Here is a 24,077-nt window from a genome sequence, read left to right on the forward strand (position 1 = left end):
AAGGACGTGGTAAGCTGCGATAAGCTTCGGTGAGCCGCTAAACAGGCTTTGACCCGGAGATTTCCGAATGGGGAAACCTACTGGAGGTAATGCTCCAGTAACGTAGAGTAAATTCATAGCTCTACGTGGCGAACGAGGGGAACTGAAACATCTAAGTACCCTCAGGAAAAGAAAACAATAGTGATTCCGTCAGTAGCGGCGAGCGAAAGCGGAACAGCCCAAACCGGCACCATTTCGATGGTACCGGGGTTGTGGGGCCCCGACGTGGGATTGATGATTGGTAGGAGAACGGTCTGGAAAGGCCGGCCATAGTGGGTGATAGCCCCTTATCCGAAACCATGACTCACCCTAGGGTGTCCCCGAGTACTTCGAGGCACGTGAAACCTCGTGGGAATCCGGGAGGACCATCTCCCAAGGCTAAATACTACTCTCTGACCGATAGTGAACCAGTACCGTGAGGGAAAGGTGAAAAGTACTCCAATGAGGAGGGTGAAATAGAACCTGAAACCGTATGCCTACAAGCAGTGGGAGCACTATGGAGCAATCCAGTGTGACCGCGTGCCTTTTGCATAATGAGTCAGCGAGTTACCCTCAGCAGCGAGGTTAAGTTCATAGAACGGAGCCGCAGCGAAAGCGAGTCTTAATAGGGCGAATTAGTTGCTGGGGGTAGACCCGAAACCGGGTGATCTATCCATGTCCAGGGTGAAAGGAAGGTAACACTTCGTGGAGGCCCGAACCCACTGGCGTTGAAAAGCCAGGGGATGAGGTGTGGATAGGAGTGAAAGGCTAATCAAACTCGGAGATAGCTGGTTCTCCCCGAAATATATTTAGGTATAGCCTCACAAAGTAAGTAGCGGGGGTAGAGCACTGGATGGGCTAGGGGCCTCACCAGGTTACCAAACCTAACCAAACTCCGAATACCGCTAACTGTTATTGTGGGAGTCAGACTGCGGGTGATAAGATCCGTAGTCAAAAGGGAAAGAGCCCAGACCGCCAGCTAAGGTCCCAAAATCTATGCTAAGTGGAAAACGATGTGGAAATGCCCAGACAACCAGGAGGTTGGCTTAGAAGCAGCCACCCTTTAAAGAAAGCGTAATAGCTCACTGGTCGAGTGGGTCTGCGCGGAAAATGTAACGGGGCTAAGCATAGTACCGAAGCTGCGGATTTGATCCTTAAGGATCAAGTGGTAGGGGAGCATTGTGTAAGCCTGCGAAGGTCGACCGTGAGGACGGCTGGAGGTATCACAAGAGATTATGCTGACATGAGTAGCGAAAAACAAGGTGAGAAACCTTGTCACCGAAAACCCAAGGTTTCCTACGTAAAGGTAATCTGCGTAGGGTTAGTCGGTCCCTAAGGCGAGGCCGAAAGGCGTAGTTGATGGGAAACAGGTTAATATTCCTGTACCACCTGTTGTTGCGATGGGGGGACGGAGAAGGGTAGACGATCCTGGCGCTGGTTGTCCAGGTTTAAGGTTGTAGGCGGGAGAAGGAGGCAAATCCCTTTCTCCATTCAACGCTGAGAACTGATGACGAGGGGGTATCCCCGCAAAGTCGTCGATCCCATGCTTCCAAGAAAAGCCTCTAAGCTTCAGACAGCAGGTGACCGTACCGTAAACCGACTCAGGTGGGTGAGGATAAATGTCCTAAGGTGCTTGAGAGAACACTGGTTAAGGAACTCGGCAAAATGATACCGTAACTTCGGGAGAAGGTATGCCCTTTTTGGTGAAGGCGATTCGCTCGCACAGCTGAAGAGGGTCGCAGAGAAATGGCGGTAGCGACTGTTTACTAAAAACATAGGACTCTGCAAAGTCGCAAGACGACGTATAGGGTCTGACGCCTGCCCGGTGCCGGAAGGTTAAGGGGATTTGTTAGCCGCAAGGTGAAGCTTTGAACCGAAGCCCCGGTAAACGGCGGCCGTAACTATAACGGTCCTAAGGTAGCGAAATTCCTTGTCGGGTAAGTTCCGACCTGCACGAATGGCGTAACGATTTCCGCGCTGTCTCAACCAGTGGCTCAGCGAAATTGAATTCTCGGTGAAGATGCCGAGTACCCGCAGAAAGACGGAAAGACCCCGTGCACCTTTACTACAGTTTGACAGTGACATTCGAATAAGCTTGTGTAGGATAGGTGGGAGACTTTGAAGCTGGGACGCTAGTCTCGGTGGAGTCAACCTTGAAATACCACCCTGGTTTGTTTGGATGTCTAACCCAGGCCCGTCATCCGGGTCGGGGACACTGTCTGATGGGTAGTTTGACTGGGGCGGTCGCCTCCCAAAGAGTAACGGAGGCGCGCGAAGGTTCCCTCAGGCTGATTGGAAACCAGCCGTAGAGTGTAAAGGCATAAGGGAGCTTGACTGCGAGACCAACAAGTCGAGCAGGTACGAAAGTAGGTCTTAGTGATCCGGCGGTTCTGTATGGAAGGGCCGTCGCTCAACGGATAAAAGGTACGCCGGGGATAACAGGCTGATCTCCCCCAAGAGTTCACATCGACGGGGAGGTTTGGCACCTCGATGTCGGCTCATCGCATCCTGGGGCTGAAGTAGGTCCCAAGGGTTTGGCTGTTCGCCAATTAAAGCGGTACGCGAGCTGGGTTTAAAACGTCGTGAGACAGTTTGGTCCCTATCTTCTGTGGGCGTAGGATACTTGAGAAGAGTTGACCTTAGTACGAGAGGACCGGGTTGAACGTACCTCTGGTGTTCCAGTTGTTCCGCCAGGAGCAGTCGCTGGGTAGCTATGTACGGAAAGGATAACCGCTGAAAGCATCTAAGCGGGAAGCCTCCTTCAAGATTAGGTATCCCTGGGAGCAATCCCCTAAAGGCCCGTTGTAGACCACAACGTTGATAGGCCGGGTGTGTAAGTGCAGCAATGCATTCAGCTTACCGGTACTAATCGGCCGTGAGGCTTGACCATAAAAAATTCTTAGAGAGGGGGGTGGTTCTCCACCCCCCGATCATAAACTGCCAAAAATCCTACAGACACGAAATGCGATTGTGAGAAACATACTGCGATGGCGCAAGCCAAAGCTAAGAGTTTCTCTGTGGCTATGCCGAGAGGGTCACACCCGTTCCCATCCCGAACACGGAAGTTAAGCCTCTCAGGGCCGATGGTACTGCATTGGAAACGATGTGGGAGAGTAGGTCGCCGCAGGGAATTTAATAGAAAAAGCCCCGTCTGGAAACAGACGGGGCTTTTTCGCGTCCTGAGGCTGGCTTCTACTCTCGCAAGCTCACCCCCCGGCACCGTCCCTCACCCGAACACCCTCTCCCCCTGGTCGCAGTTTGGAATTCCTTTCCCCCTTTTGACGCCACGCTGCACGCGTCCGCAGATATCGGCGTCGCTGCGCAACAGTCATAGATCGGCTCCGTTTGGGGTGATATACCTATTGGATTGACAGTATGTCTATTTTAATGTAGTAATTGGAATATTTATATGCGATCGGGGTCCCTATGTTTTTCAAGAAATACCTTTCTTCACTCCGCAGCACGTACATATTCATGGTCTGCTTCGGCCTGCTTATGGGGCTTGTCTTTCCTTTTTATTCATGGCTATTTTTTGGAGCCAAGGCCTTTGCCCCACTGTACGCCATCGGCTGTCTGGCGGCAGGCTTCATCGTCGGCACTTTCTGCTACCACATCATCAAGGAAGCCCTCAGGCTTTACGTTGAGCAGCAACTGAAGATGCTCGGAAAAATAACCGGTGAAACATCCATCCGGTCGGTGTCTGGAAAGGGCGATGAGCTGCAGCAAGTGATGGAGTGCAACGAGGCCCTGATGAACCGGGTCCTGGTGATGGTGGAAAACGTATCGAAGCTTGCCGCAGACATCTCCAGCCGGCACGGCCGTCTGACCGCCGACTTCAGCAAGACCGTTCACAACAACGAGAAACAGGCTGCCAGGGAACAGGAAACGATCGGCGCTGTGGATGACATGAACGCCTTCTTCAGGGACCTCTTGAAAGAGATCGAGGACATAGCGGTGCGCACCGATGAGCGCGCCTCCATCTCCACTGAAATGAGCGCCGCCACCGACGCCATCGCTCTCAGCATCCAGGAATATTCGGCATCAGTCATGGAAACCTCCGCTTCCATCGAGGAAATGGCCGTCAGCATCAAGGGGACCGCCTCGAATATCGAGGCCCTCACCAATTCTACTGAACAGACCTACAACTCCATCCTCGCCATAGGCAGCTCCACCGTCGACATCCGCGATAACGCACGCCGCACCTCCGACTGCTCGGACAAGGTCCGCGTCCAGGCCGCCGAGGGGATGGAGGCCATGTCGGCTACCATTGCGGCCATGACCGCTATCGAAGAGCACAGCGACCGCTCGGTTGATGCCATCAACAGGTTGTCGCAGCATTCCCTGCGCGTCGGCGAGTTTCTTGATGTCATCAAGGAGGTGGTCGCGCAGACCAACCTTCTCTCCCTCAACGCGTCCATCATCGCTGCCCAGGCGGGAGAGCGGGGCAAGGCCTTTGCCGTGGTTGCCGAAGAGGTTCGCGCCCTCGCCAAGAGAACCTCGGCTTCCACCAACGAGATCGAGGAGCTGGTTGCCAACATCCAGAAGGAGACCGCCGCTGCGGAGACGGCCGCCCGCCTTGGCAAAGACAAGGTTGCCGAAGGTGTAGCGGTTTCCGAGAAGGCCGATGAAGCCCTGCACAGGATCGAGGACAGCGCCGCCGAGGCATCACGCATGGTGCAGCAGATCGCCGCCGCCACGGACGAGCAGGCATCGGGGAGCCAGCTGATAACCGAGGAGGCGGAGAAAAATCTGGCCCGCGTCAAACAGTTCAGCCGCGCCATCCAGGAAGAGGAGACCGGTGCTCAACTCATCGTCCGCAGCCTGGAGCGCATGCGCGCCCTTTCTGCGAAAATAACGAACTCCACCGAGGAGCAGGTCCGCGGCAACCGCCTGTACATGCAGAGCGTGCAGGAAGACAACGACAAGGTGAAGCGGTTGAAGGATACCTGCATGGAGCAGATTGCCATCGGTGACGTGCTGCGCAGCGACGTGGCCGAGGTCGATCGCCTGATCCAAGGGACCGCAGAGGATGCCAAGAAGATGCTCGGGGAAATCGAGACCATCAACGAACTGATAGGATCGATGCACCGGGAGATGGAAACCTTCCGCAAGATGTAACCTGCTCCTTCACCTTCCTCTCAAGCCCCGTCGGCGCCACCGGCGGGGTTTTTTGCATTCCGGGGATGGGGTGGGAGAGAGGGAGGCGAGACCTTGACAAAGAAAGGGGGGGGGGTAAATTATAGCCTGTTGATTTGACCGACATTCTGCCTACACCGGTCGGCCAGACATCCCCCAGGTTGGGCGACAAGCGGATGGTTTCCAAGTGGGAGGCGGTATGAGAAGCTTACCGAGGTCCGTTGCCTCCTTCCTGCTTGCGGTGGGCGTCTTGTGCCTTGTTCTGGGCGTGCCCAAACGTTCCCGGGCTGACACTGTTCCCCAGCTTACCGCGGGGAGCGAATCGGCCCAGGTCCTCTCCTGGGAGACGGGCGCGGGGAAAAGCTACCTCGTCCCCGCGGCCGAGATTCCCGCCTTTATCATCCTCTTAAACGGCTTCGACAGGGTCGTGCTGCACGACAAGATGACCGAGGATGGGAAGAGGACCTATGCGACCAACCCCTCCACCTTTTGGCGCCAGCTTACCCAGCAGGACTGGTCCTTCGACCAGGACACCTTCAAGGTCAACCAGTTCGGGCATCCGTACGAAGGGGCCACCATGTACGGCCTGGCCCGGTCCTCGGGGCTGAATTTCTGGCAATCCCTGGTGTACAGCAATGCCGGGAGTTTCCTGTGGGAAATGGCCGGCGAGAATTCGCGTCCCTCGACCAACGACCTGATCACCACAGGCAACGCCGGAACCCTGCTGGGAGAGGCACTGTTCCGGATGGCCGACCTGGTGCTGGAAGAGGGTGGGAAGAAGCCGCCTGTCGGGTACGAAATCGCCGCGGCCGCGATTTCCCCGCCGACGGCGGTGAACCGGGCGCTCTTCGGAAAGCGGTTCGATACGGTGTTTCCGAACCACAGCCCGGCCACACTATGGATGTGCAGGGGCGGCTTCAGCCTCGACGTTCATTCCAAGAACCTCAGCGCACCGGTCAAGGAGCCGAGCAAGGAGGGCATAGGCATCGCCGAATTTTCGATGGAGTACGGGCTCCCCGGGAAACCGGACTACAGCTACCACCGCCCCCTTGACTACTTCAACTTCGAGATTTCGACCAGGGCCAGGAAACACAACCTGGTGGACACCCTCACGGTACGGGGGCTGTTGAAGGGGACCTCGTACCAAGTGGGGAGAGACTATCGCGGCATATGGGGACTCTACGGCAGCTACGACTACATCTCACCCTACCTGTTCAGGGTCTCGAGCACGGCCCTTTCCCTGGGAACCACCGGGCAGTACTGGCTTGCGCCCGGCGTGGCCGCCCAGGGCTCGCTGCTCGGTGGGGTAGGTTTCGGCGCAACGGGTCTCGAATCGGAGGTTGCCGAGGAGCGGGGCTATCATTACGGTGCGACGCCGCAGGTGCTGTTGGCGATGAAATTGCTCTTCGGAGACCGGACAATGGTGGACCTGACCGGACGCTGGTACTATGTAAGCAGCTGGGGGCCTGATCATGACGGCTCGGAGAGTGTATTCAGAGGGCATGGCGGTTTGACTGTTAGAGTTTACGGCAGGCACGCTATAGGCCTGCGATATTCTGAGTCGATACGCGATACGAACTATGCTAACATAGCCAGCAAACATCGGTCGGAAGGTACGATAAGTCTCGTCTATACCTTTGTAAGTGACAGGTACTTTGGCGCAGTTGAATGGAGAGATCCCGCCGGACGTTGATTCCTCCCGTACTGAACGATACGCTGTTTCGGAGGTTCCCTGATGAACTGCCTAAAAAGGCTATTTCTCCCCGTCCTGCTGGGCCTTTCCCTCATCTGCGGCTGTGCCGTCAACAAGTCCTCGGTGGGCGGTTTCAACATGATCTCGGTCTCCGAGGAGAAGGACTTGGGCGACAAGTTCGCGGTGGAGGTGGAGAAGCAGCACAAGGTGGTGCGGGACCCGGAGGTGCAGGCCTACATCGATGGAGTGGGGAGGAAGCTCCTGACCGGGGTGCGCAAGCAGGATTTCCCTTTTACCTTCCAGGTCGTCCAGGACGACAGCGTCAACGCCTTCGCCATCCCGGGAGGCCACACCTACGTCAACACCGGTCTGCTCAAGGCGGCGGCCAGCGAGGCGGAACTCGCGGCGGTCATGGCGCACGAGATGAACCACGTGGTGGCCAGGCATTCGACCCGGCAGATGACGCAGCAGTACGGGTACGGCCTCATCGTCAGCCTGCTGCTGGGGGGGCAGGGGGGCGAGCTTTCCAAGATCGCGGCCGACCTCTTCGGCAAGGCCGGCGGCATGTACTACAGCCGGGAGATGGAGAGCCAGGCCGATTACCTCGGCGTGGAGACCATGTACAAGGCGGGCTACAACCCTCAGGGAATGGTCAGCTTTTTCAGGAAACTCGATGCCGCGGAGGAGAGGCAGCCGGGCAGTATCGCCAAGTATTTCTCGTCTCACCCGGAGACGGTGGACAGGATCAAGGATATCCAGCAGGAAATCTCCAAGCTGCCACCCAAGAGTTGGCTGCCTGACTCGACCCAGGAGTTCGCCAGGGTGAAGGCCAAGGTGAAGAACCTCTAGCCTCTTGCCTGTACCAAGATCATCGAGATACACCTTCATCCCCTGCAAGGACGTTGCAGGGGAATTCTTTATTCGGGAGCCGACATGACTGACGCGATTCGTGGCATGGAACCTCACATCTTTTGGAACTGCTTCGCTGCTATTTCGGCACTGCCCAGGCCGTCGGGACACGAGGAGCGCATCGGCGCGTACATCCTGGAGCGTGCCGGACAACTGGGGCTGGAGCGGGCCAAGGATGACTGCGGCAACATCGTGGTGAAGCTCCCGGCCACGTCGGGGAAGGAGCGGGTGCGCAGCATCTGCCTGCAGTCTCACCTGGACATGGTCTGCGAGAAGAACGCGGACAAGGTGCACGATTTTCTCAAAGACCCCATCGAGCTGGTTCGCCAGGGAGAGGTGCTGACCGCAAACGGGACCACCCTCGGCGCCGACAACGGCATCGGCGTGGCCACCTCGCTGGCCATCATGGAGGACAAGAGCCTGGAGCACGGTCCGCTGGAACTCCTCTTCACGGTGGAGGAGGAGACCGGGCTGCGCGGGGCGAAGAACCTCAGTCCTCAACTGGTGGCAAGCCGAACCCTCTTGAACCTCGACTCCGAGGAGGAGGGGGCGCTCTACATCGGCTGCGCCGGCGGCAAGGATACCGTGGCGCGGTGGGGCGTGGCCAGGGAAGCCGCTCCTGCCGGTTGGAGCGCGCTCCGACTCGCCGTAAAGGGGCTGAAGGGGGGGCACTCCGGTCTCGAGATCGACAAGGGGCTGGGCAACGCCATCAAGCTCCTGAACAGGGCGCTCGTGCCGCTGGCTGAGCTGGGGGCGAGGCTGGCCACCATCGACGGCGGCAACATGAGAAATGCCATTCCGAGGGAGTGCGGCGCCATCATCTACCTGGCGCCGGAGCAGGCGGCAAAGGCGCAGGCGGTGGTGACGGAGCTCGCGGCGACCTTTCTTGCCGAACTGCCGACGGTCGATCCCGGGGTGAAGCTGGTCCTGGAACGCGCCGAGGAGGGGCCGGCAACGGTAATGGATCTGCAGCTGCAGCGGCAGGTGATGAAGACGATAGCCGCCCTCCCCAGTGGCGTGCAGCGCATGAGCGCCGAGATTGCCGGGCTGGTCGAGACATCCACCAACGTGTCGGTGATCGGCACGGAAAAGGACGCGTTGGTCCTGGTAACGAGCCAGCGCAGCTCCAGCGCTTCGCGGTTGAACGAGGTGGTGGAGACGGTCCAGTCCATCCTGGAGCTGGGTGGCGCCGTGGTCGAGGTGAGCGAGGGGTACCCGGGGTGGCAGCCGAACATCGACTCGCCGATACTGAAGCTGGCGCAAAGGTGCTACCGGGATCTTTACCAGAAGGAACCGGAGGTGAAGGCGATCCACGCCGGGCTGGAATGCGGCATCATCGGAGAGCGCATTCCCGGCATGGACATGGTGTCGTTCGGGCCGAACATGGAGAAGGTGCATTCGCCTGACGAACGGGTCTATATCGAGAGCGTGGCCAGGCACTGGAGGTTCGTGCAAGAGATACTGAAAACCGCGCAGTAGCCGCTACTGCTGCAGGTCGCAGAAGAAACGGACCACCAGGGGGACGATGGCGTTGGTGCCACAGATGGTAACCCTCTGGGTCATCTCCCTGCATTTCTGACCCACGCGGCACCGCAGCGAAATGTCGTGCAGTCCGGCGTTGCACCGGAACACCCGGGGCGTGTCGCCGTCCTTGTTCTCGCCCTGGTAGGCCCCATCCAGCGAGACGCTTCCCCTGCGCTGGCAGCAAACCGTGAAGTATTCCATGGTCTCTCCGCTGCGGCATGGCTTGATTGGAAAACGCTAAGCGTTTAGTATCGCCTGCTGCGCCGAGAGTGCAAGCGGGGGGAGTGCGGCGGAAAGGGAGGCGGGCCTAGAGTACCTGCACCCGGAGTCCGGCACCCGGGGCGGAGCGGTAGACGAAGGTGATCGTGGCGGGCCCTTCGCACCAGGGAGTGCAGCGGTAATCCCTGGCGAAGGTACGGCGGTAATAGCGGACGCGTTCGCCCGGCTTCGACTCCAGGCGCAAGGGCACGCCGGGTTCGCCCTGCTCCTGCCCGCCGGCGAAGAAACTGGGCAGGTTGCCCCCGGGGTAGCCGGTCAGGCAGAAATCGAAGCAGAGCGCGTCGCGCAGGCGCTCCCGTTGTTCCCCGTCGCTCCACTCGGCCACGAAACGCCAAAGGGCATCGAAGAGCGAGGCAAGGGAGAGGGTGTTGGTCAAGAACCCGGCCGAGTCGAAGAACTGCGCCGCCTCGTTGAAGAGCCGTGACAAAGGGCGGTCGGTGGCGAATACCTGCAGCGTCGCGGCGAACCTGCCGCTGTTGTAGACCAGGTCCAGGAGCCGGCTGATGCCTTCGATGCGCCTGATCTCCTCGAAGCTGAGCCAGGGTGTGCGCAGAATCTTGTAGGGGGCGGCCTCCGAGTAGGCGTACCCTTCCTTGCGCGCGATGCCCCGCATGGCCGTCCCCTTCAGGACCTTCAACGGCTCGACCTGGATGTGGTCGGCGTTGAGCGCGAAGAGCCCCTGCACCGAAGCCAGAAATCCTTCAAGGGATTCACCCGGCAGCCCGGCCACCAGGTCGAGATGCACGGTAACCCCCGTCGCAGATTTGAGTCGTTCCACGTTGGCGTACAGCTTTTCGAGACTCGATGTCCTTTCCACCTTGGCCAGCGTCTCCTCACCGCCCGACTGAACCCCTATCTCGAAACGGAACATCCCCGCCGGCACCTGCGCGAGCAGGGCCAGGTTGTCCTCGGTCAGCAGTTCCGCCGCTATCTCGAAATGAAACTTGCTGCCGCGGTTGTGCTCGAGGATGAAGCGCCAGATCTCGTCCGCCCTCCTGGCGTCGTAGTTGAAGGTGCGGTCGGCGAGCTTCACGGTCTGCACCCCGGCTTCCATGAGCAGCAGGAGATCCCCCTTGGTCCTCTCCAGGGAAAAGGAGCGGACGCCGCTCTCGATGGAAGACATGCAAAAGGCGCAGGAGAATGGACAGCCGCGCGAGGTCTCGTAATAGACCAGCGGCTTTCCCAGATCGACGAGCCCGGCCGCAAAGGGGGAGGGGATCCGGTCCAGCTCGGCGAGCGCGAGGCGTTCGGGGTTGGCGATCACCTCCTCGCCCTCGCGGTAGGTGATCCCGGCGATGTCGTCCAGCGGCATGCCCCCGTCCAGGGCCTGGAGCAGTTCGCGGCAGCTTTGCTCCCCCTCGCCGCGCACGATGCAGTCGATGGCGCCGTTGCGCACCATCATGTCGAAGGAGCCGAAGGAGACTTCCGGGCCGCCCAGGACGATGAAGGTATCGGGTGCCAGCTGCTTCAGATCAGAGGCCAGCTTCAGCGTCAGTTCGGTGTTCCAGATGTAGCAGGAGAACATGACCACGTCTGCACGCTCGGCGTAAAGCTTCGCCAGCAACTGGTCCGGCTGTTCGTTGATCGTCAGCTCCAGGATGCCGCACTCAAGGCCGGGGAGGGTAGCAGATGCCGAGGCGAGATAGGGGAGGGCCAGGGAGGCGTGGACGTACTTGGCATGCAGGGTGGCGAGCAGGATCTTCATGGGCGGGGATTGTAGCCGATTAGAGGAGGCGTTGCCAGAAAAATGGTGGCAGCGGTGCAGCGGCGCCCAGAGCGGTACGGGATGCATCCCTTGCCCGCGCCACGGTTTTTTGTTACTGTAGGCGGCCGCGGAAATAAAACCCAAACCATTGGCCACGGAGAAAATCTGAGGACTTCTGAGAAAGGCACAACCCCGGAGGCTTTTGTTAGTTCAAAGTCTTTGGCTAGTTTCTAACCCTGCTTTTTGCAGTTCTCGGATTGTCTCAGAAGTTCTCGAGCCTCCGCGACGCTACGTCCCGCAAGCTCGTGGCTAACGGTTTTCACAGGATAAACATGAAAGCAAAGAAACTACCGAAACTGCTCTACGCCGACAGCCAGGGCAACATCTACGACCATCCCTATCTCACCATGGCGGGGATGAGCGCCGACGAGGCTGTTTTGCCGGAATCGGTCGAACTGATCCCGCTGCCGGACGACAGCCGCCTGTTCACCATACCCGACACCCCACCCATCGCCTGGGACGAGGACCAGGGAAGCTTCGTGACGCTGAGCCAGGTCAGGGAGGGGCGGCGCAGCATGAAGATCCAGGCCGTTTCCGCCTTCATGGCCCCGGGATACATGCGCACCCTGCTCCCCGCCTGCGACTACAGCAAGAAGAAGGTGCATCTCCCGCTTTGGTCCTACACCGCCGTGGGGTGGGACGAGGAGAGGGAGTGCTTCGTGGTGGCCGCAACCCGCGTGGACGACAACGAGAACTGGCTCCCCAAGAACTACGACGACAGAAAGCTCGATCCGCTGGTGCGGAGCATGCTGGCCGAGTTCCCCAAGAACCGGCTCATAGAGCAGCTGTCCCGCTGCGCCGTCGACTACCACTGCTTTGCCGCCAAGAACCTCTTCTTCCGCAGGTGGGAGGCGCCCATTCCGACCTCGCCGGTCTGCAACTCGCGTTGCCTTGGGTGCATCAGCCTGCAGCCTTCCGACTGCTGCCCGTCCAACCACGAGCGCATCCCCTTCGTCCCGACGCCGGAGGAGATCGTTGAGCTCATGCTGCCGCACCTTTTGCAGGCGCCGGAGCCGATTGTCTCCTACGGGCAGGGGTGCGAGGGGGACCCGATCATGCAGGCGGACACCATCGCCGAGGCGACCCGGAGGCTCAAGGCCGGGACCTCGCGCGGCACGGTCAACTTCAACTCCAACGGCTCCATCCCCGACCGGGTCCGCATGCTCTGCGATGCCGGCATGGACTCCATGCGCTTCTCGATGAATTCGGTGCAGGAAGGGTTCTACAACAGCTACTACCGGCCCAAGGGGTACCGTTTCGCCGACGTGGTCGAATCGGTCCAGGCGGCGAAGCAGAAGGGGCTTTTCACGATGATCAACTACCTGGTCTCCCCGGGGGTCACCGACAGCCCCTCCGAGCTCGAGGCGCTTTTGAAGTTCATCGAGAAGACCGGGGTGGACATGCTGCAGATGAGGAACCTTTCCATCGATCCCGCCTTCTACAACGAGAGAATGGGTGTGCAAAAGCGCGGGGTCGGCATGTACCGGATGTTGCAGGAGGTGAAGAAGGCCTTCCCGCGGATCCAGTACGGCTACTTCAACCGCACCAGGGAGCGGTTCTTCCCGGACGGGTTCGAGAAGGGGTGGCCTATTAAAGGCAAAGGCAAAGGCAAAGGCTGAGGTTGAGGTTGAGGTTGAGGTTGAGGTTGAGGTTGAGGTTGAGGTTGAGACTGGACAGGCTGGACAGGCTGGAACTGGGGACGGGGCTTTACTTAGCCCCCAGTCCCTAGCCCCAGCCTTTTATTTCAATAGCGGCACCAGCTTGTTCAGGTCGAAGCCCCTGACGACGCTGCCGTAGACCATGAAGATGGGGGTCGCGTTCATGCCGTGCTCTTTCGCGATCTGCTCGTGCTCCTGTTGCAGCGCGACTCCCTCGGGAGTGACCTCCGACAATTTCCACCTGTCGGCCGTGCCGGCCGCCACCTCCAGGTAGGCCTTCTCCTTGTCCTTCGCGGAGAGGATGTACTGCACCTTCCCCTTGGAGGCTGGATGGCTTTTCAGGGGAATAAAGAAGATGTATCGGGTGACATCGCTGCGCTTTTGGAAATAGGCCTCGGCCTTCCTGCAGAAGGGGCAGTCCGGGTCGGTGAACTCTATCACCATGATCTTGCCGTTTCCTACCTTCACCGCCTTGCTGAGGTCGAGGTCCCTGGCGGAGGCTGCCGAGACAAGGACCATCAAAAGGAGGGGCGCGACGAGCCAAAGGCCCAGGCGCCTGAACAAACCGCTGCTTGCTTTACGCATCACTATCCCCTTACCTGAAAACCGGTGAACTCCCCGGTGTATTCTCCCAGCTTTTCATTCAATTCGTCCACCCTGGCCAATTCCGGCCCTCTGCGACACCACTGCACCATCGCCAGTACGTCTGCTTCCTCGCCTTCCAAGCACGCCTCGACGGAGCCGTCGGGGAGGTTGCGGACCCAACCGGTCACGCCGTGCTGCTGTGCGGTGCGGGCGGTGTGGTGACGGAAAGCCACCCCCTGTACCCTTCCCCGCACGATAAGCGTGGCTCTTATTTTCATCTCTCCCCCAGTTCCTTGGAGCGAGCCACGCAGACGTCGACGGCGTTGATAGTGGCGGCGCGGAAGCCGTCGCGATCCAGGGAGTGCATGGCGGCGATGGTGGTTCCCCCCGGGGAGGCCACGTTGCTTTTCAGGACCGCCGGGTGCTCGTGGCTTTCCAAAAGGAGCTTCGCGGTGCCGTAGACGGTCTGGGCGGCCAGGGCGGTGGCGATGTCCCGGGTGAGGCCGTGTTTGACCCCGGCGTCGCTGAGCGCCTCGATGAAGGTGAGCACGTAGGCCGGGCCGCTTCCGGAAACGCCGGTGACGGCGTCGAGCAGTTTCTCGTCCACCACGCAGGTGGTGCCGACCAGGTCGAATATCCTGCGGGCCAGGACCTGGTCGTCTTCGGTGGCGTGGTAACCGCGGGAGATGGCGGAAGCTCCCTGGAGGACCAGGGCCGGCGTGTTGGGCATCACCCGGATCACGCGGGCGCCGGAGCCGAGCATACCCTCGATGGCGGCGCTTTTGACCCCCGCCATGATCGAGATGAAGAGCTTGTCGGTGAGACCGGCGCCGAGCGCGCCGAGCACCTGGGGCGCAACCTGGGGCTTCACCGCGAGGATGATGGTGTCGCTCATGCGGCACAGCTCCGCGTTGTCGGCCAGGACCTGCACGCCGTAGCGCTCGGCCAGCAGGTTGCGGCGCGCCTCGGACGGCTCGGACACGGCGAGTTCCGCCGCCGGCACGCCCCCGGCCAGAAGCCCCTTGATGATCGCCTCCGCCATGTTGCCGCCGCCGATGAACCCAGTTTTCTTGTCCATGTCTTTGCCTCCGTTCCTAAAGGTTTTTGGTTCAAAGATAGGTAATAAATCCGGTCACAAATGTCAATAGAATTGATTTGTTTTAATTATGATTGCGTCTGCTGCCGGCCTGTTGTTTCATGCTCCCGTTGGGGTTAGACTGAAACCCTGGAGGTGCGACGTGTTCACAGGCATAACGGGCAACGTGTTCATACTGGGGCTGGTCAGCTTCTTCACCGACGTCTCCAGTGAGATGATATACCCGCTGCTGCCCCTGTTTCTCACCGGCATGCTCGGGGCAGGTCCTGCCTTTCTCGGTGTCATCGAAGGTGTCGCCGAATCAACCGCCTCCCTGCTGAAACTTTTTTCCGGGATAGCTTCGGACCGGGTGCGTCGCAGAAAGCGCCTGGTGTTGATGGGGTACTCTCTGTCGGCACTGATGCGCCCCCTGATAGGGAGCGCGTCCTCGCCTCTGGCGGTTTTGCTGATACGCACCGGCGATCGGGTCGGCAAGGGTATCCGCACTTCTCCGCGCGACGCGCTCATCGCCGACTCGGTGGACCCGTCGCTGCGCGGCAAGGCCTACGGCTTCCACCGCTCCATGGACCACGCCGGGGCCCTGGTGGGGCCGCTTCTGGCCACCTTCCTGCTCGCCTTTTTCGTGAAGGACCTGCGCCAGCTGTTCTGGCTGGCGGGGATACCCGGGGTGGTGGCCATCCTCCTGATCGCCTGGAAGGTGACCGAGACCGAGCGCACGCCGGAGCCGAAGGCGCGGCTGCAGCTGGCCATGCTGCCGCCGGGGGGGCTCAGGAGATACCTCGTCATCCTGTTCCTTTTCACCCTGGGCAATTCCTCCGATGCCTTTTTGCTGCTCAAGGCCGGCGCCGTCGGCACCCCTTCCTACCGCCTCCCGCTTTTGTGGGCCTTCTTTCATCTGGTCAAGATGCTCTCCAACATGCCTTTCGGCGCCCTTTCCGACCGGATCGGCAGGAGGTCGGTGATCGTTGCGGGGTGGTGCGTCTATGCACTCTCCTACCTCGGCTTCGGCGTGGCCCGAAGCGAATGGCAGATCTGGCTCCTCTTCGGCGTGTATGGCCTCTTCTTCGGGCTCACGGAAGGGGTGGAGAAGGCGTTTCTGGTGGACATGGCGCAACCGGCGCAGCGGGGGTCCGCCTTTGGCTGGTACAACTTCGCGATCGGCGCGGGCGCCTTGCCCGCGAGCCTCATCTTCGGCGGCATCTGGCAGTACGAGGGGAACGTCGCGCCTTTTCTCTTTGGAGCATCGCTCGCCGGTGTGGCTGCACTCCTGCTTATCATGCTGGTGAGGCCTCAGAAAGACATAGACGATGCTGTATGAAGGACACGAAGCGTGTCACGTCGCGTCATCATTCGTTCACCTGGTACTGTTCTGTCTTTACCGGACTCACACAAGTTTTCTTCGCACAGTCACTGTCTTAGGAAGATTTACCCTCCAATAGCCATTTTCTCCTAAAGTCTCTTTTCCCCTCGCCGATTAGGGTCAAGTATGTCGCAGTAAAAGTTATCGTTTTGTCAAAAACCCTAATACCTGTGTCAAGGTTTTGAATTATAAGTGGCAAGGCACTCTACGTTGTGAGCTTAGATACGACGCTGCTTCAGTGGTTTATACAGTTGGTAGGGATCCTGCAAAAGCCACAGCCTGCTGCAGTGAGTGAAGTTCTTTCTGCTGCCCCTTTATTGAGGAACCTGTGCCTCGGTTTTGTAAGCTGCCGTTTAATCGTAGCCGACTCCAGAACCGATGCCGGCCCCGCTGCTCTGATTGAAATTGTCGCTGACGAATATCTGACGTTGCTGTCTCCAGACATTGAAGTTTTGCCACAGTATCTGTTTTGGTTGGGTGGTGTTAATTTTGTGGCCGCGGAATGTCACTGAGGCACAGTCACTAGTTAATATATGCTTTGCTGAAATAATTTTTTTGGGGGGCAACTTGCACTGCTGCAAAACTGTTGTAAGTTTAGCGAAGATTCCAACAGTCGAGCACATCCGTACAGACTCTCTGTTAAGTCAAATTTTTCTTAATATAGAGGGGCGGCTGATGTGTAAGCACGTCTAAGAGTTATTCCCAGTTTTTCTTTTCGATAATAGACCGGCGTAAATAAAAATAGATGGTTTCAGGCCTGACACCGCTGGTCATGTCCGGCCCGGCCCCAGATTACAGTCAACGCAGCAGCGGATTCCTGGATAACGATTCACACTACTGTAAAAGGAGGGGATGTCTTGATAAGCCACGAGAAACGATCAGGACGCGAACAAAGTAGTCTCCTGAAGATTGCGTGGGTGATGCTTGCCGCGTCGTCGGTGACGCTGGCCCAGCCGGTTATGGCTGCGGACTACACCATCACCGGCAGCTCCAACACCTACCTGCGCATGACCCGGACCATCAACAAGGACGACCTCTACCCGCTGTACGAGTACCTGCACTTCTCGGTCACCGCGGCGGAGAAGGATGGCAGCGCCACGTCCCTGCACCTGGGTGCCTGGGGACGTGTCGACCTCGTCGACAAGTCGAGCGACCACTACACCGACGGGGACATCCAGTACGGCTACCTGAGCTACCAGGCGGCGAAGAACAACCTGGTGGTTAACGCCGGGCGCCAGTTCATCACCGAAGGTGTCGCCACCGAGCGGGTGGACGGCCTCTATGCGCGCAGCGACTTCGCTGCCGGCATCACGGCGGCGGCCTTCGTCGGTTCGCCGGTGGTGACGACCCCCAACTACAAGGGGGGGGACTTCATCTACGGCGGGCGGGTGGCCCAGGGCAAGCCCGGCCTCTACTCGGTCGGCGTGAGCGCCCTCAGAAACGAGAGCGACATCGCGCGCGACCGCGAGGAAGAGGGGGTCGACCTTTGGGTGCATCCGGTGAAGCAGGTTGATCTCACCGGTCGTTCCTCCTACAACTCGATCACCGACGGCTGGATGGAGCATGCCTACACCCTCTCCGTCGCCCCCATCGATGCAGTGACCCTCAGCGCTGACTTCTCGAGGATCAACTACCAGGACTACTTCTACAACGTGACCACCACGGCCTTTGCCCTGCAAAACAACGGCGGGCTGCTTGACCCCAGGGAAAAGGTGACTGCGGCCGGCGTCAGCGCCGCCTGGACCCCGGTGAAGAACCTGACCCTCGCGGCCGAGTACAAAAACTACGGCTACGAGATCCTCGGGTCCGCCGATTACGTGGGGGGCAAGGTCGCGTACACCACCGCCGACGCCCTTTCGCTTGGGGCCTCCGGGCACCGGATGGATGGTTCCACCGACCGCACCCGCTATTACGACTACCGGCTCTATGCCCTGAAGAAGACGGGCCACGCCGAGTTCGGCGTCGACTTCTACAACGTCCTCTTCGATCGCCCCATCGACGGCGTGAAGAGCAGCTACGCACTCACCGGCATCGCGGGTTACGAGGTCACCGAAAAGCTCAAGGTAGGTGGGGACATCGAGTACTCACAGAGCCCTGATTTCGACAGGGAGTGGAGAGCGCTCGTGAAAGTTGCCTACGCTTTTGATATGAAGTGTGGCGAAAAGGGGGGCAAGGGTGAAAAGTAATATACTGATTCTGTTGATGATGCCGCTCATGGCCTGCCTGCTCTTTGCCTGTGCCAACACCAAGAGCGGTGCGCTGATCCACCCGGAGGCGGTGACCGGTACGCCCAACTGTACCGAGTGCCACACCGATGCCTATGCGGCCATGAACCACCAGGCCGTGGACTTCTTCAAAAAACACAGCGTCTTCGCCAGCAACGCCAGAAGGGCCTGTGCTTCCTGCCATGCCGAATCCTTTTGCTCCGACTGCCATGCGCACAAAGAAGAGCTGAAGCCCAACGTGAAGTTCTCCGAGGCGGTGGAGAGGAGCCTGCCGCATAGGGGCGACTACATGAGCCAGCACAGAATCGACGGCAAGATCAATCCCGCGTCGTGCGCCAAGTGTCACGGGCGTACCAACAACGAGAGGTGCCTGACATGCCACAAATAACGACAAAAGTTCTGTCTTTTGCGGTACTTGGTGCGCTGGCGCTGGCCCTGTCGGGATGCGGGGACGCTAACCCGCAGACGAAATTTGACCCAGCCGCCGGCAAGCATCCGGCCAACTGGCTTCCGACCGGTCACAGCGTGGCCGCCGAGGAAGACATCAACGGCTGCGCCGAGTGCCACGGCGACGACCTCAAGGGGGGCATCTCCAAGGTCTCCTGCGTGCAGTGCCACGTCGAGGCGCCGACCGCGGTGCACCCGGTGCTCTGGGGACAGGCGGCCTACGCCCTGCACCCGGGTTACGTTCAAGCCCACGGCAGCGCGTCCTGCGCGGTCGCCGAATGCCACGGCACCGACCTCCTCGGCGGTGCCAGCGCCCCCTCCTGCGGCATCAACTGCCACGGGGGCGGGACTGCCGCGGCGCCCCAGATCCACGCCTGGGGTGGCGCCAGCGCGACTACGTCAGCAGATATCACGGGACACATCCAATGGATGGCGAACCCGTTCACCCACGTCAACGGTCACTTCAATTACGCGTCCTGCCGTAATGAATTCTGCCACGGCGCCAATCTGCAGGGCGTCTGGTTGAGCGGGCCAGCATGCACCAAGTGCCATAACAGCGGAGCACCGGCGGAGTAATAGCCTGATTGTTCCTTCATTCACCCGATCAAAGCAGAAGGAGAACTTAACATGTGTATTCCCTGGAAGAGACACATAGCCGCCGCTTTGCTGCTCATTTGCCTGCCTTTGTTGGTCATCGGCTGCGGTGGCGGCGGAGGCGGCGGTGGCACGAGGACAATCTCAGGCGTCGCGACCAAAGGGCCGATCGTCGGGGGGCTGATTTCGGTGTACCGGTTGACCACGGCCGGTGCGCGCGGGGCCCTGATCGGCTCCGGGACAACCGGCGCGGACGGCAACTACGCGGTCAAGATCCCGGCCTCCGTTACCGGTCCGGTAGTAGTGACTGTAACCGGCCAACCCGGCGCCACCTACCTGAGCGAGACTACCGGCCAGCAGGTCCCCTTCACGGCAGCTGAGTCCTTCAGCGCCGCCGTGGACAACTTCAACCCGGCCGTCCCCGTCACGGTGAGCCCGCTCACCGAGGCGGCCTTCGAGAAGCTGCCGCTGATCCTGGCGCAGAAGCCGGGCACCATCACCACCGAGGTGCTGCAGAGCTCGGTCGTCGCCGCCAACAATCAGGTCGGCGACCTGTTCAACGTCACCGACATACTGGCGCCCCCGGCCGGCAACGCGGCCTATGTAGCGGCCCTTACCGTCATCGACCAGATGATTGTCGACTCCAAGGCAACGGGGTCGGTCACCGATACCACCGCCGTGACGACCATCATCAACCAGGCCGTGGCCGACGTCAGCACGAGCGCTCCCGCCTACCAGACCTTCGCGCAGCTGTTCACCATCTCCGCGACAGAGGCCGTGGCGGCCGACCCGTCGCTCACCACCGTGGTGGGGAACCTGACCCAGTCGGTCACCAATCCGCCGGCTGAGCCGAACTTCAGCGACGTAACCGCGCCTTCCGTGGTCACCGGTCTCACCGCTACCACCTACGCGCTCAACGCGACCACCAGCGCCGTTGTCCTCAACTGGAACCCCTCCACCGACAACATCGCCGTTGCAGGCTACGACATCTACCGCGACGGCGGCAAGGTGGGAAGCTCCACGACGACCAGCTTCACCGACCCGGCGGTGACCCCCAACGTCACCTACTCCTACACCGTGGTCGCCTTCGACGCGGCCGGCAACTTCGCTGCCGCCAGCGCACCGTTGTCGGTGAAACCGAACCAGACGTCGCTCAACGTGACGGTGAGTGGTTCGCTCTCCAGCGACCTGCTGTCGCGCCTCGATATCCTGGCGCCCACCGCTCCGACGAGCCTCACCGCGGTCACCACCGCCCTTACCGGCACCACCAGCTCGGTGGCCCTGAGCTGGGCCGCCGCGACAGACACCGTCGGCGTGACCGGTTACGAGGTCTACCGCGACGGCGTGAAGCTGGCAACCGTCGCCTCGACCAGCTACACCGATCCGTCGGTCACCTCGGCCATCACCTATGCCTACACGGTTAAAGCGTTCGACGCGGCAGGAAACCGTTCGGACTTCAGCACAGCACTTTCGGTGACTCCGAACCGCCCGTCCCTCGGGGTAACGGTGAGCGGCCAGGTGAACACCGGACCGTAACAGTAACGACGATTCAAGCACAAGGGGGAAAAAACAGAAGTCGGCAGTAGAGATGGAACTTTCGGAGCAGTACACAAACAACAGGAGGAAACTATGATTGGCAGAAACCTAAGGTACCTCGTAGCACTCGTAGTATGCGTGCTGTTGCCTCTCGCAGGCTGCAGCGGGGGGGGATCCACCACCAAGATCACCAGCAAGGGCACCGAAGTAACCGTCGGCGGTAAAGTCGACGTTGCCAAGGCTGCCGCCAAGACCGCGTTCCTGTCATCGACCTCGGCCGGTGCAGTCAACCACGTCTTCGTCTACAACGCCCAGGACGGCGCCCAGCTCGGCACCGCTACCCTCGGTAGCGATGGCAGCTTCTCCGGCCTGACCTTCACCCTGCCGGCCGCCAAGACCGTGCTGGTGTTCAAGGCCATCGTGGCCCAGGGTACCTTCCGCTCCCTGGTACCGGTTGACCTGAGCAATCCTCCGACTGCCGGCGGGATCAGCGCAAGCAACCCGATCAGCATCGTGATCAGCCAGCAGAGCACCGACATCGCCACCGCAACGTCGGCAATGCTCGGCCTTTCCGGCCAGCTTGGCGATGCCAACCAGACCCTTGCTTCTGTCGGCAAGACCTACACCGACTGTGCGACCCAGGTCGTGAACGCAGGCGGCAGTGTCCTCGCTTACACCAGCACCGGCCTCCAGCTTTCCGGCACGCTTTCCAACTCCAACATGCTGCCGGCACGCGCCGCTTCCACCCTGACCTATGACGACCTGAACAACACCCAGTTGGACGGCCGCGTCATCAGCGCCTACATCCCGGGCAACAACCCGATCGTCAACTTCACCGTGGTCAACAAGGCCACCGGGAAAGGGATCTCCGGCCTGAAGACCTTCGCCCTCCATGTCGCGCAGCTCAAGCCTGAAACCGCAGGGAGCAACTCCTACTGGCTCAACTACATCCTGAGCGGCACCAACCCGCGCCCGTCCTCCGACGCGGTCTCCACCTACAATTCCACCACCGGTGCCCTCGCTACCCAGGGCTACACCATCATCGACCACGGTGACGGTTCCTACACCGCCATCTTCGGCAAGAACGTCAAGACCGTTGCCACCGTTCCGTACGACGGCAACCTGATCCACCGTATCGGCATCTCCGTCCGCTCCGTCGCAGTCCCGGGCGTGGTGGGCAAGACTCCGGGCGCCTATGCCGGCCCGATCAACCCGCAGACCAACGCAGCTACCGCCAACTTCGCAGTTCGCGGCGTGACAAACCTCATCTACGACTTCATCCCGGCTACCGGCGAGATGTACACCGTGAACGGCGCCCAGGCATATGCCCGCGACATCGTGACCGCTGACGCCTGCAACCAGTGTCACGACAAGCTCGGCTTCTCCGGCGGCCACTTCGCTTCCCGTCCGGACACCAAGCTCTGCGTCATGTGCCACACCCCGCAGAACATCGTCGGCACCGACCAGACCACCAACGGTGACTTCACCTCCTTCATCCACAAGATCCACATGGGCGAGGAGCTCTCCCCGGCTGAGACCATCCTCGGTGTTTCCACCGCGGAAGTCACCTACCCGCAGGACGTGCGCAACTGCGCAATGTGCCACAAAGGTGTAGACGGCAACAACTGGAAGACCAAACCGACCATCAAGGCCTGCGGCTCCTGCCACAGCACCGTCGACTTCGCCTCCCACATGGGCGGCCAGACCAACGATTCTTCCTGCGCAGGCTGCCATGCCGGCACCACCTCTACCGCAGAGATCGCCACCGCGCATCTCCCGGTACAGGATCCGGACCCGAACGCTCCTGAGCTTGGCGGCACCAACACCCATACCTACGCTGGCTACCTCCCGGCAGCAGGCGTCGCTGTTCCGGGCGCAGCAGTGGTAACCTGGGATGTGAAGAGCGTGGCACGCGACACCAACAAGCATCCGTCCATCACCTTCCGCTTCGTGAAGGATGGCACCCCGGTGGTGTTCAACACCTACGCTGCCGGCTCCGTCACCGAGCTCATGAACGGCTTCACCGGTTCCCCGAGCGTATACTTCGCCTTCGCGGTACCGCAGGACGGCGTCACCGCTCCGGCCGACTTCAACGCGACCGCCAGCGCCTGGATCAAGAACGTCTGGAACGGCACCACCGCCACCTCGACCATGACCGGTCCGGACACCAACGGCTACTACACCATCACCATCAACAACGTCATCGTTCCTGATACCGCCAAGATGCTGACCGGCGGCATCGGCTACACCTACGGCTCGGCCACCACCCCGCTAACCCAGACCGACCTGAGCGCACTGACCGTGCCTGCAACCCTGAAGACCAAGTGGGCCTACAATGCCGGCACCAACGTCGGCGGCCTGATGGTCGTAACCCCGAACGTCTGGAAAGTGGCAACCAACTACAGCGCGCGCCGCACCATCGTCAGCAACGCGAAGTGCAACGCCTGCCACGTCGCCCTCGGCATCGCACCGACCTTCCACTCCGGCCAGAGGAACGATGCACCGACCTGCGTATTCTGCCACAACGTGAACCGCGTCAACTCCGGCTGGGGCGTCAACGCGAAGGACGCCATCCACGCCATCCATGCCGGCGCCAAGCGCACCAACAAGTTCTCCTGGGAAGTCTCCGCAGGCGACAAGTACTGGGAGATCAGCTACCCGGGTTACCTGAGGGATTGCGAGCAGTGCCACGTAGCAGGTACCTATGACTTCAGCGCTTCCGCATCCTCCTCCGCGGTAGCAAACCTGCTGCCCACCACCGTCGCAACCGGCAACATCCCGGCCTCCGTGCCGGCCATCGTGACCGGCAGCGAAGCCGTCCCGGGCACCTACTACGCACCGCAGCTCGCTCCGTTCGCGAGCGCGGCCCTCGGCTCCGGCTTCAGCTTCAGCGGCGCCGCCGGCACCTACACCGATGCAGCCGGCACCACGCTGATCATCTCGCCGATCTCCGCGGCCTGCTACTCCTGCCACGACACGGCACAGGCCAAGGCGCACATGGTGGCCAACGGTGGTTCCATCTACGAAGCACGCAGCACCGCGCTGCTCAAATCTGAGACCTGCCTGGTCTGCCACGGCACCGCTCAGAACACCCTGAACACCACGGTACCGACCATCAAGGCCGTTCACCGCTGGTGGTAACCCGATGCACTCCCGACGGGGGAAGGTCCTCCTTCCCCCCGAAGGGACGCCGGAGAAAGACTTGCAACTGATAACCCGGGGGTGGCGACATCCCCGGGCTATTTACATTCA

At 60.4% G+C, this 24,077-nt stretch carries 16 protein-coding genes and 2 rRNA genes (1 of these 18 only partly in view); 13 read left to right on the forward strand and 5 right to left on the reverse strand.

From position 1 onward, the window contains the following. The 6 genes from KP003_RS03280 to KP003_RS03305 form a co-directional block, all read left to right on the forward strand. Positions 1 to 2,908, forward strand: a 23S ribosomal RNA gene (locus KP003_RS03280) (it extends 51 nt beyond the left edge of the window). A 123-nt stretch (positions 2,909 to 3,031) separates the two neighbouring features. After that, positions 3,032 to 3,148 (forward strand): 5S ribosomal RNA (gene rrf, locus KP003_RS03285). Positions 3,149 to 3,444: 296 nt separating this feature from the next. Next, positions 3,445 to 5,136 carry a methyl-accepting chemotaxis protein gene (locus KP003_RS03290; RefSeq protein WP_216500467.1) on the forward strand — a complete coding sequence of 564 codons (1,692 nt, stop codon included), beginning with the start codon at positions 3,445 to 3,447 and terminating at the stop codon, positions 5,134 to 5,136. A 217-nt stretch (positions 5,137 to 5,353) separates the two neighbouring features. Further along, positions 5,354 to 6,847, forward strand: a complete 1,494-nt coding sequence (locus KP003_RS03295) for a DUF3943 domain-containing protein (RefSeq protein WP_236027062.1) — start codon at positions 5,354 to 5,356, stop codon at positions 6,845 to 6,847. A gap of 42 nt (positions 6,848 to 6,889) precedes the next feature. Then, complete coding sequence (locus tag KP003_RS03300; protein WP_216790510.1) at positions 6,890 to 7,696, forward strand: M48 family metallopeptidase; 807 nt, start codon at positions 6,890 to 6,892, stop codon at positions 7,694 to 7,696. 84 nt (positions 7,697 to 7,780) lie between these two features. Then, complete coding sequence (locus KP003_RS03305; protein WP_216790512.1) at positions 7,781 to 9,235, forward strand: aminoacyl-histidine dipeptidase; 1,455 nt, start codon at positions 7,781 to 7,783, stop codon at positions 9,233 to 9,235. A 3-nt stretch (positions 9,236 to 9,238) separates the two neighbouring features. On the opposite strand, the gene KP003_RS03310 is transcribed toward KP003_RS03305, so the two are convergent. Together KP003_RS03310 and KP003_RS03315 are read right to left on the reverse strand one after the other, a co-directional pair. Next, complete coding sequence (locus tag KP003_RS03310) at positions 9,239 to 9,481, reverse strand: hypothetical protein (RefSeq protein WP_216500457.1); 243 nt, start codon at positions 9,479 to 9,481, stop codon at positions 9,239 to 9,241. Between the two features lie 106 nt (positions 9,482 to 9,587). Further along, entirely contained in the window at positions 9,588 to 11,264 is a 1,677-nt protein-coding gene (locus KP003_RS03315) for a B12-binding domain-containing radical SAM protein (RefSeq protein WP_216790514.1), read from the reverse strand. Positions 11,265 to 11,596: 332 nt separating this feature from the next. Between KP003_RS03315 and KP003_RS03320 the strand changes: the two genes are divergently transcribed. Further along, on the forward strand, positions 11,597 to 12,943 hold the full coding sequence (locus KP003_RS03320) for a radical SAM family protein (RefSeq protein ID WP_217300348.1): 1,347 nt from the start codon (positions 11,597 to 11,599) through the stop codon (positions 12,941 to 12,943). Between the two features lie 120 nt (positions 12,944 to 13,063). On the opposite strand, the gene KP003_RS03325 is transcribed toward KP003_RS03320, so the two are convergent. From KP003_RS03325 to proC, 3 genes are read right to left on the reverse strand one after another with little or no spacing between them, the layout of a single operon-like run. Further along, on the reverse strand, positions 13,064 to 13,567 hold the full coding sequence (locus tag KP003_RS03325; protein WP_216500451.1) for a thioredoxin fold domain-containing protein: 504 nt from the start codon (positions 13,565 to 13,567) through the stop codon (positions 13,064 to 13,066). 2 nt (positions 13,568 to 13,569) lie between these two features. Beyond that, on the reverse strand, positions 13,570 to 13,845 hold the full coding sequence (locus tag KP003_RS03330) for an acylphosphatase (RefSeq protein WP_216500449.1): 276 nt from the start codon (positions 13,843 to 13,845) through the stop codon (positions 13,570 to 13,572). Continuing rightward, positions 13,842 to 14,645, reverse strand: a complete 804-nt coding sequence (gene proC / locus KP003_RS03335) for a pyrroline-5-carboxylate reductase (protein ID WP_216500448.1) — start codon at positions 14,643 to 14,645, stop codon at positions 13,842 to 13,844. The genes KP003_RS03330 and proC overlap by 4 nt, the downstream gene beginning before the upstream one ends. 160 nt (positions 14,646 to 14,805) lie before the next feature. Between proC and KP003_RS03340 the strand changes: the two genes are divergently transcribed. From KP003_RS03340 to KP003_RS03365, 6 genes are all read left to right on the forward strand, one after another. Then, a complete protein-coding gene (locus tag KP003_RS03340; protein WP_217300349.1) occupies positions 14,806 to 15,981 on the forward strand; it encodes an MFS transporter in 1,176 nt (391 codons plus the stop codon). 899 nt (positions 15,982 to 16,880) lie between these two features. Further along, entirely contained in the window at positions 16,881 to 18,209 is a 1,329-nt protein-coding gene (locus KP003_RS03345) for a hypothetical protein (protein ID WP_217300350.1), read from the forward strand. Continuing rightward, positions 18,199 to 18,636: a cytochrome C gene (locus KP003_RS03350; protein WP_217300351.1), complete on the forward strand. Its 438-nt coding sequence runs from the start codon at positions 18,199 to 18,201 to the stop codon at positions 18,634 to 18,636. Before KP003_RS03345 ends, KP003_RS03350 begins: the two co-directional genes overlap by 11 nt. Further along, positions 18,624 to 19,271, forward strand: a complete 648-nt coding sequence (locus KP003_RS03355; RefSeq protein WP_216790523.1) for a hypothetical protein — start codon at positions 18,624 to 18,626, stop codon at positions 19,269 to 19,271. The genes KP003_RS03350 and KP003_RS03355 overlap by 13 nt, the downstream gene beginning before the upstream one ends. Before the next feature lie 51 nt (positions 19,272 to 19,322). After that, the gene (locus KP003_RS21455) at positions 19,323 to 20,825 is read left to right on the forward strand and encodes a fibronectin type III domain-containing protein (protein WP_216790525.1); all 1,503 of its coding nucleotides are present in this window, start codon (positions 19,323 to 19,325) and stop codon (positions 20,823 to 20,825) included. A gap of 93 nt (positions 20,826 to 20,918) precedes the next feature. After that, positions 20,919 to 23,966 (forward strand): OmcA/MtrC family decaheme c-type cytochrome, encoded by a 3,048-nt coding sequence (locus KP003_RS03365; RefSeq protein WP_217300352.1) that lies wholly within the window; start codon positions 20,919 to 20,921, stop codon positions 23,964 to 23,966. Positions 23,967 to 24,077 lie beyond the last annotated feature (111 nt).

Source organism: Geomonas diazotrophica (assembly GCF_019063885.1).
Classification (GTDB): Bacteria; Desulfobacterota; Desulfuromonadia; order Geobacterales; family Geobacteraceae; genus Geomonas; species Geomonas diazotrophica.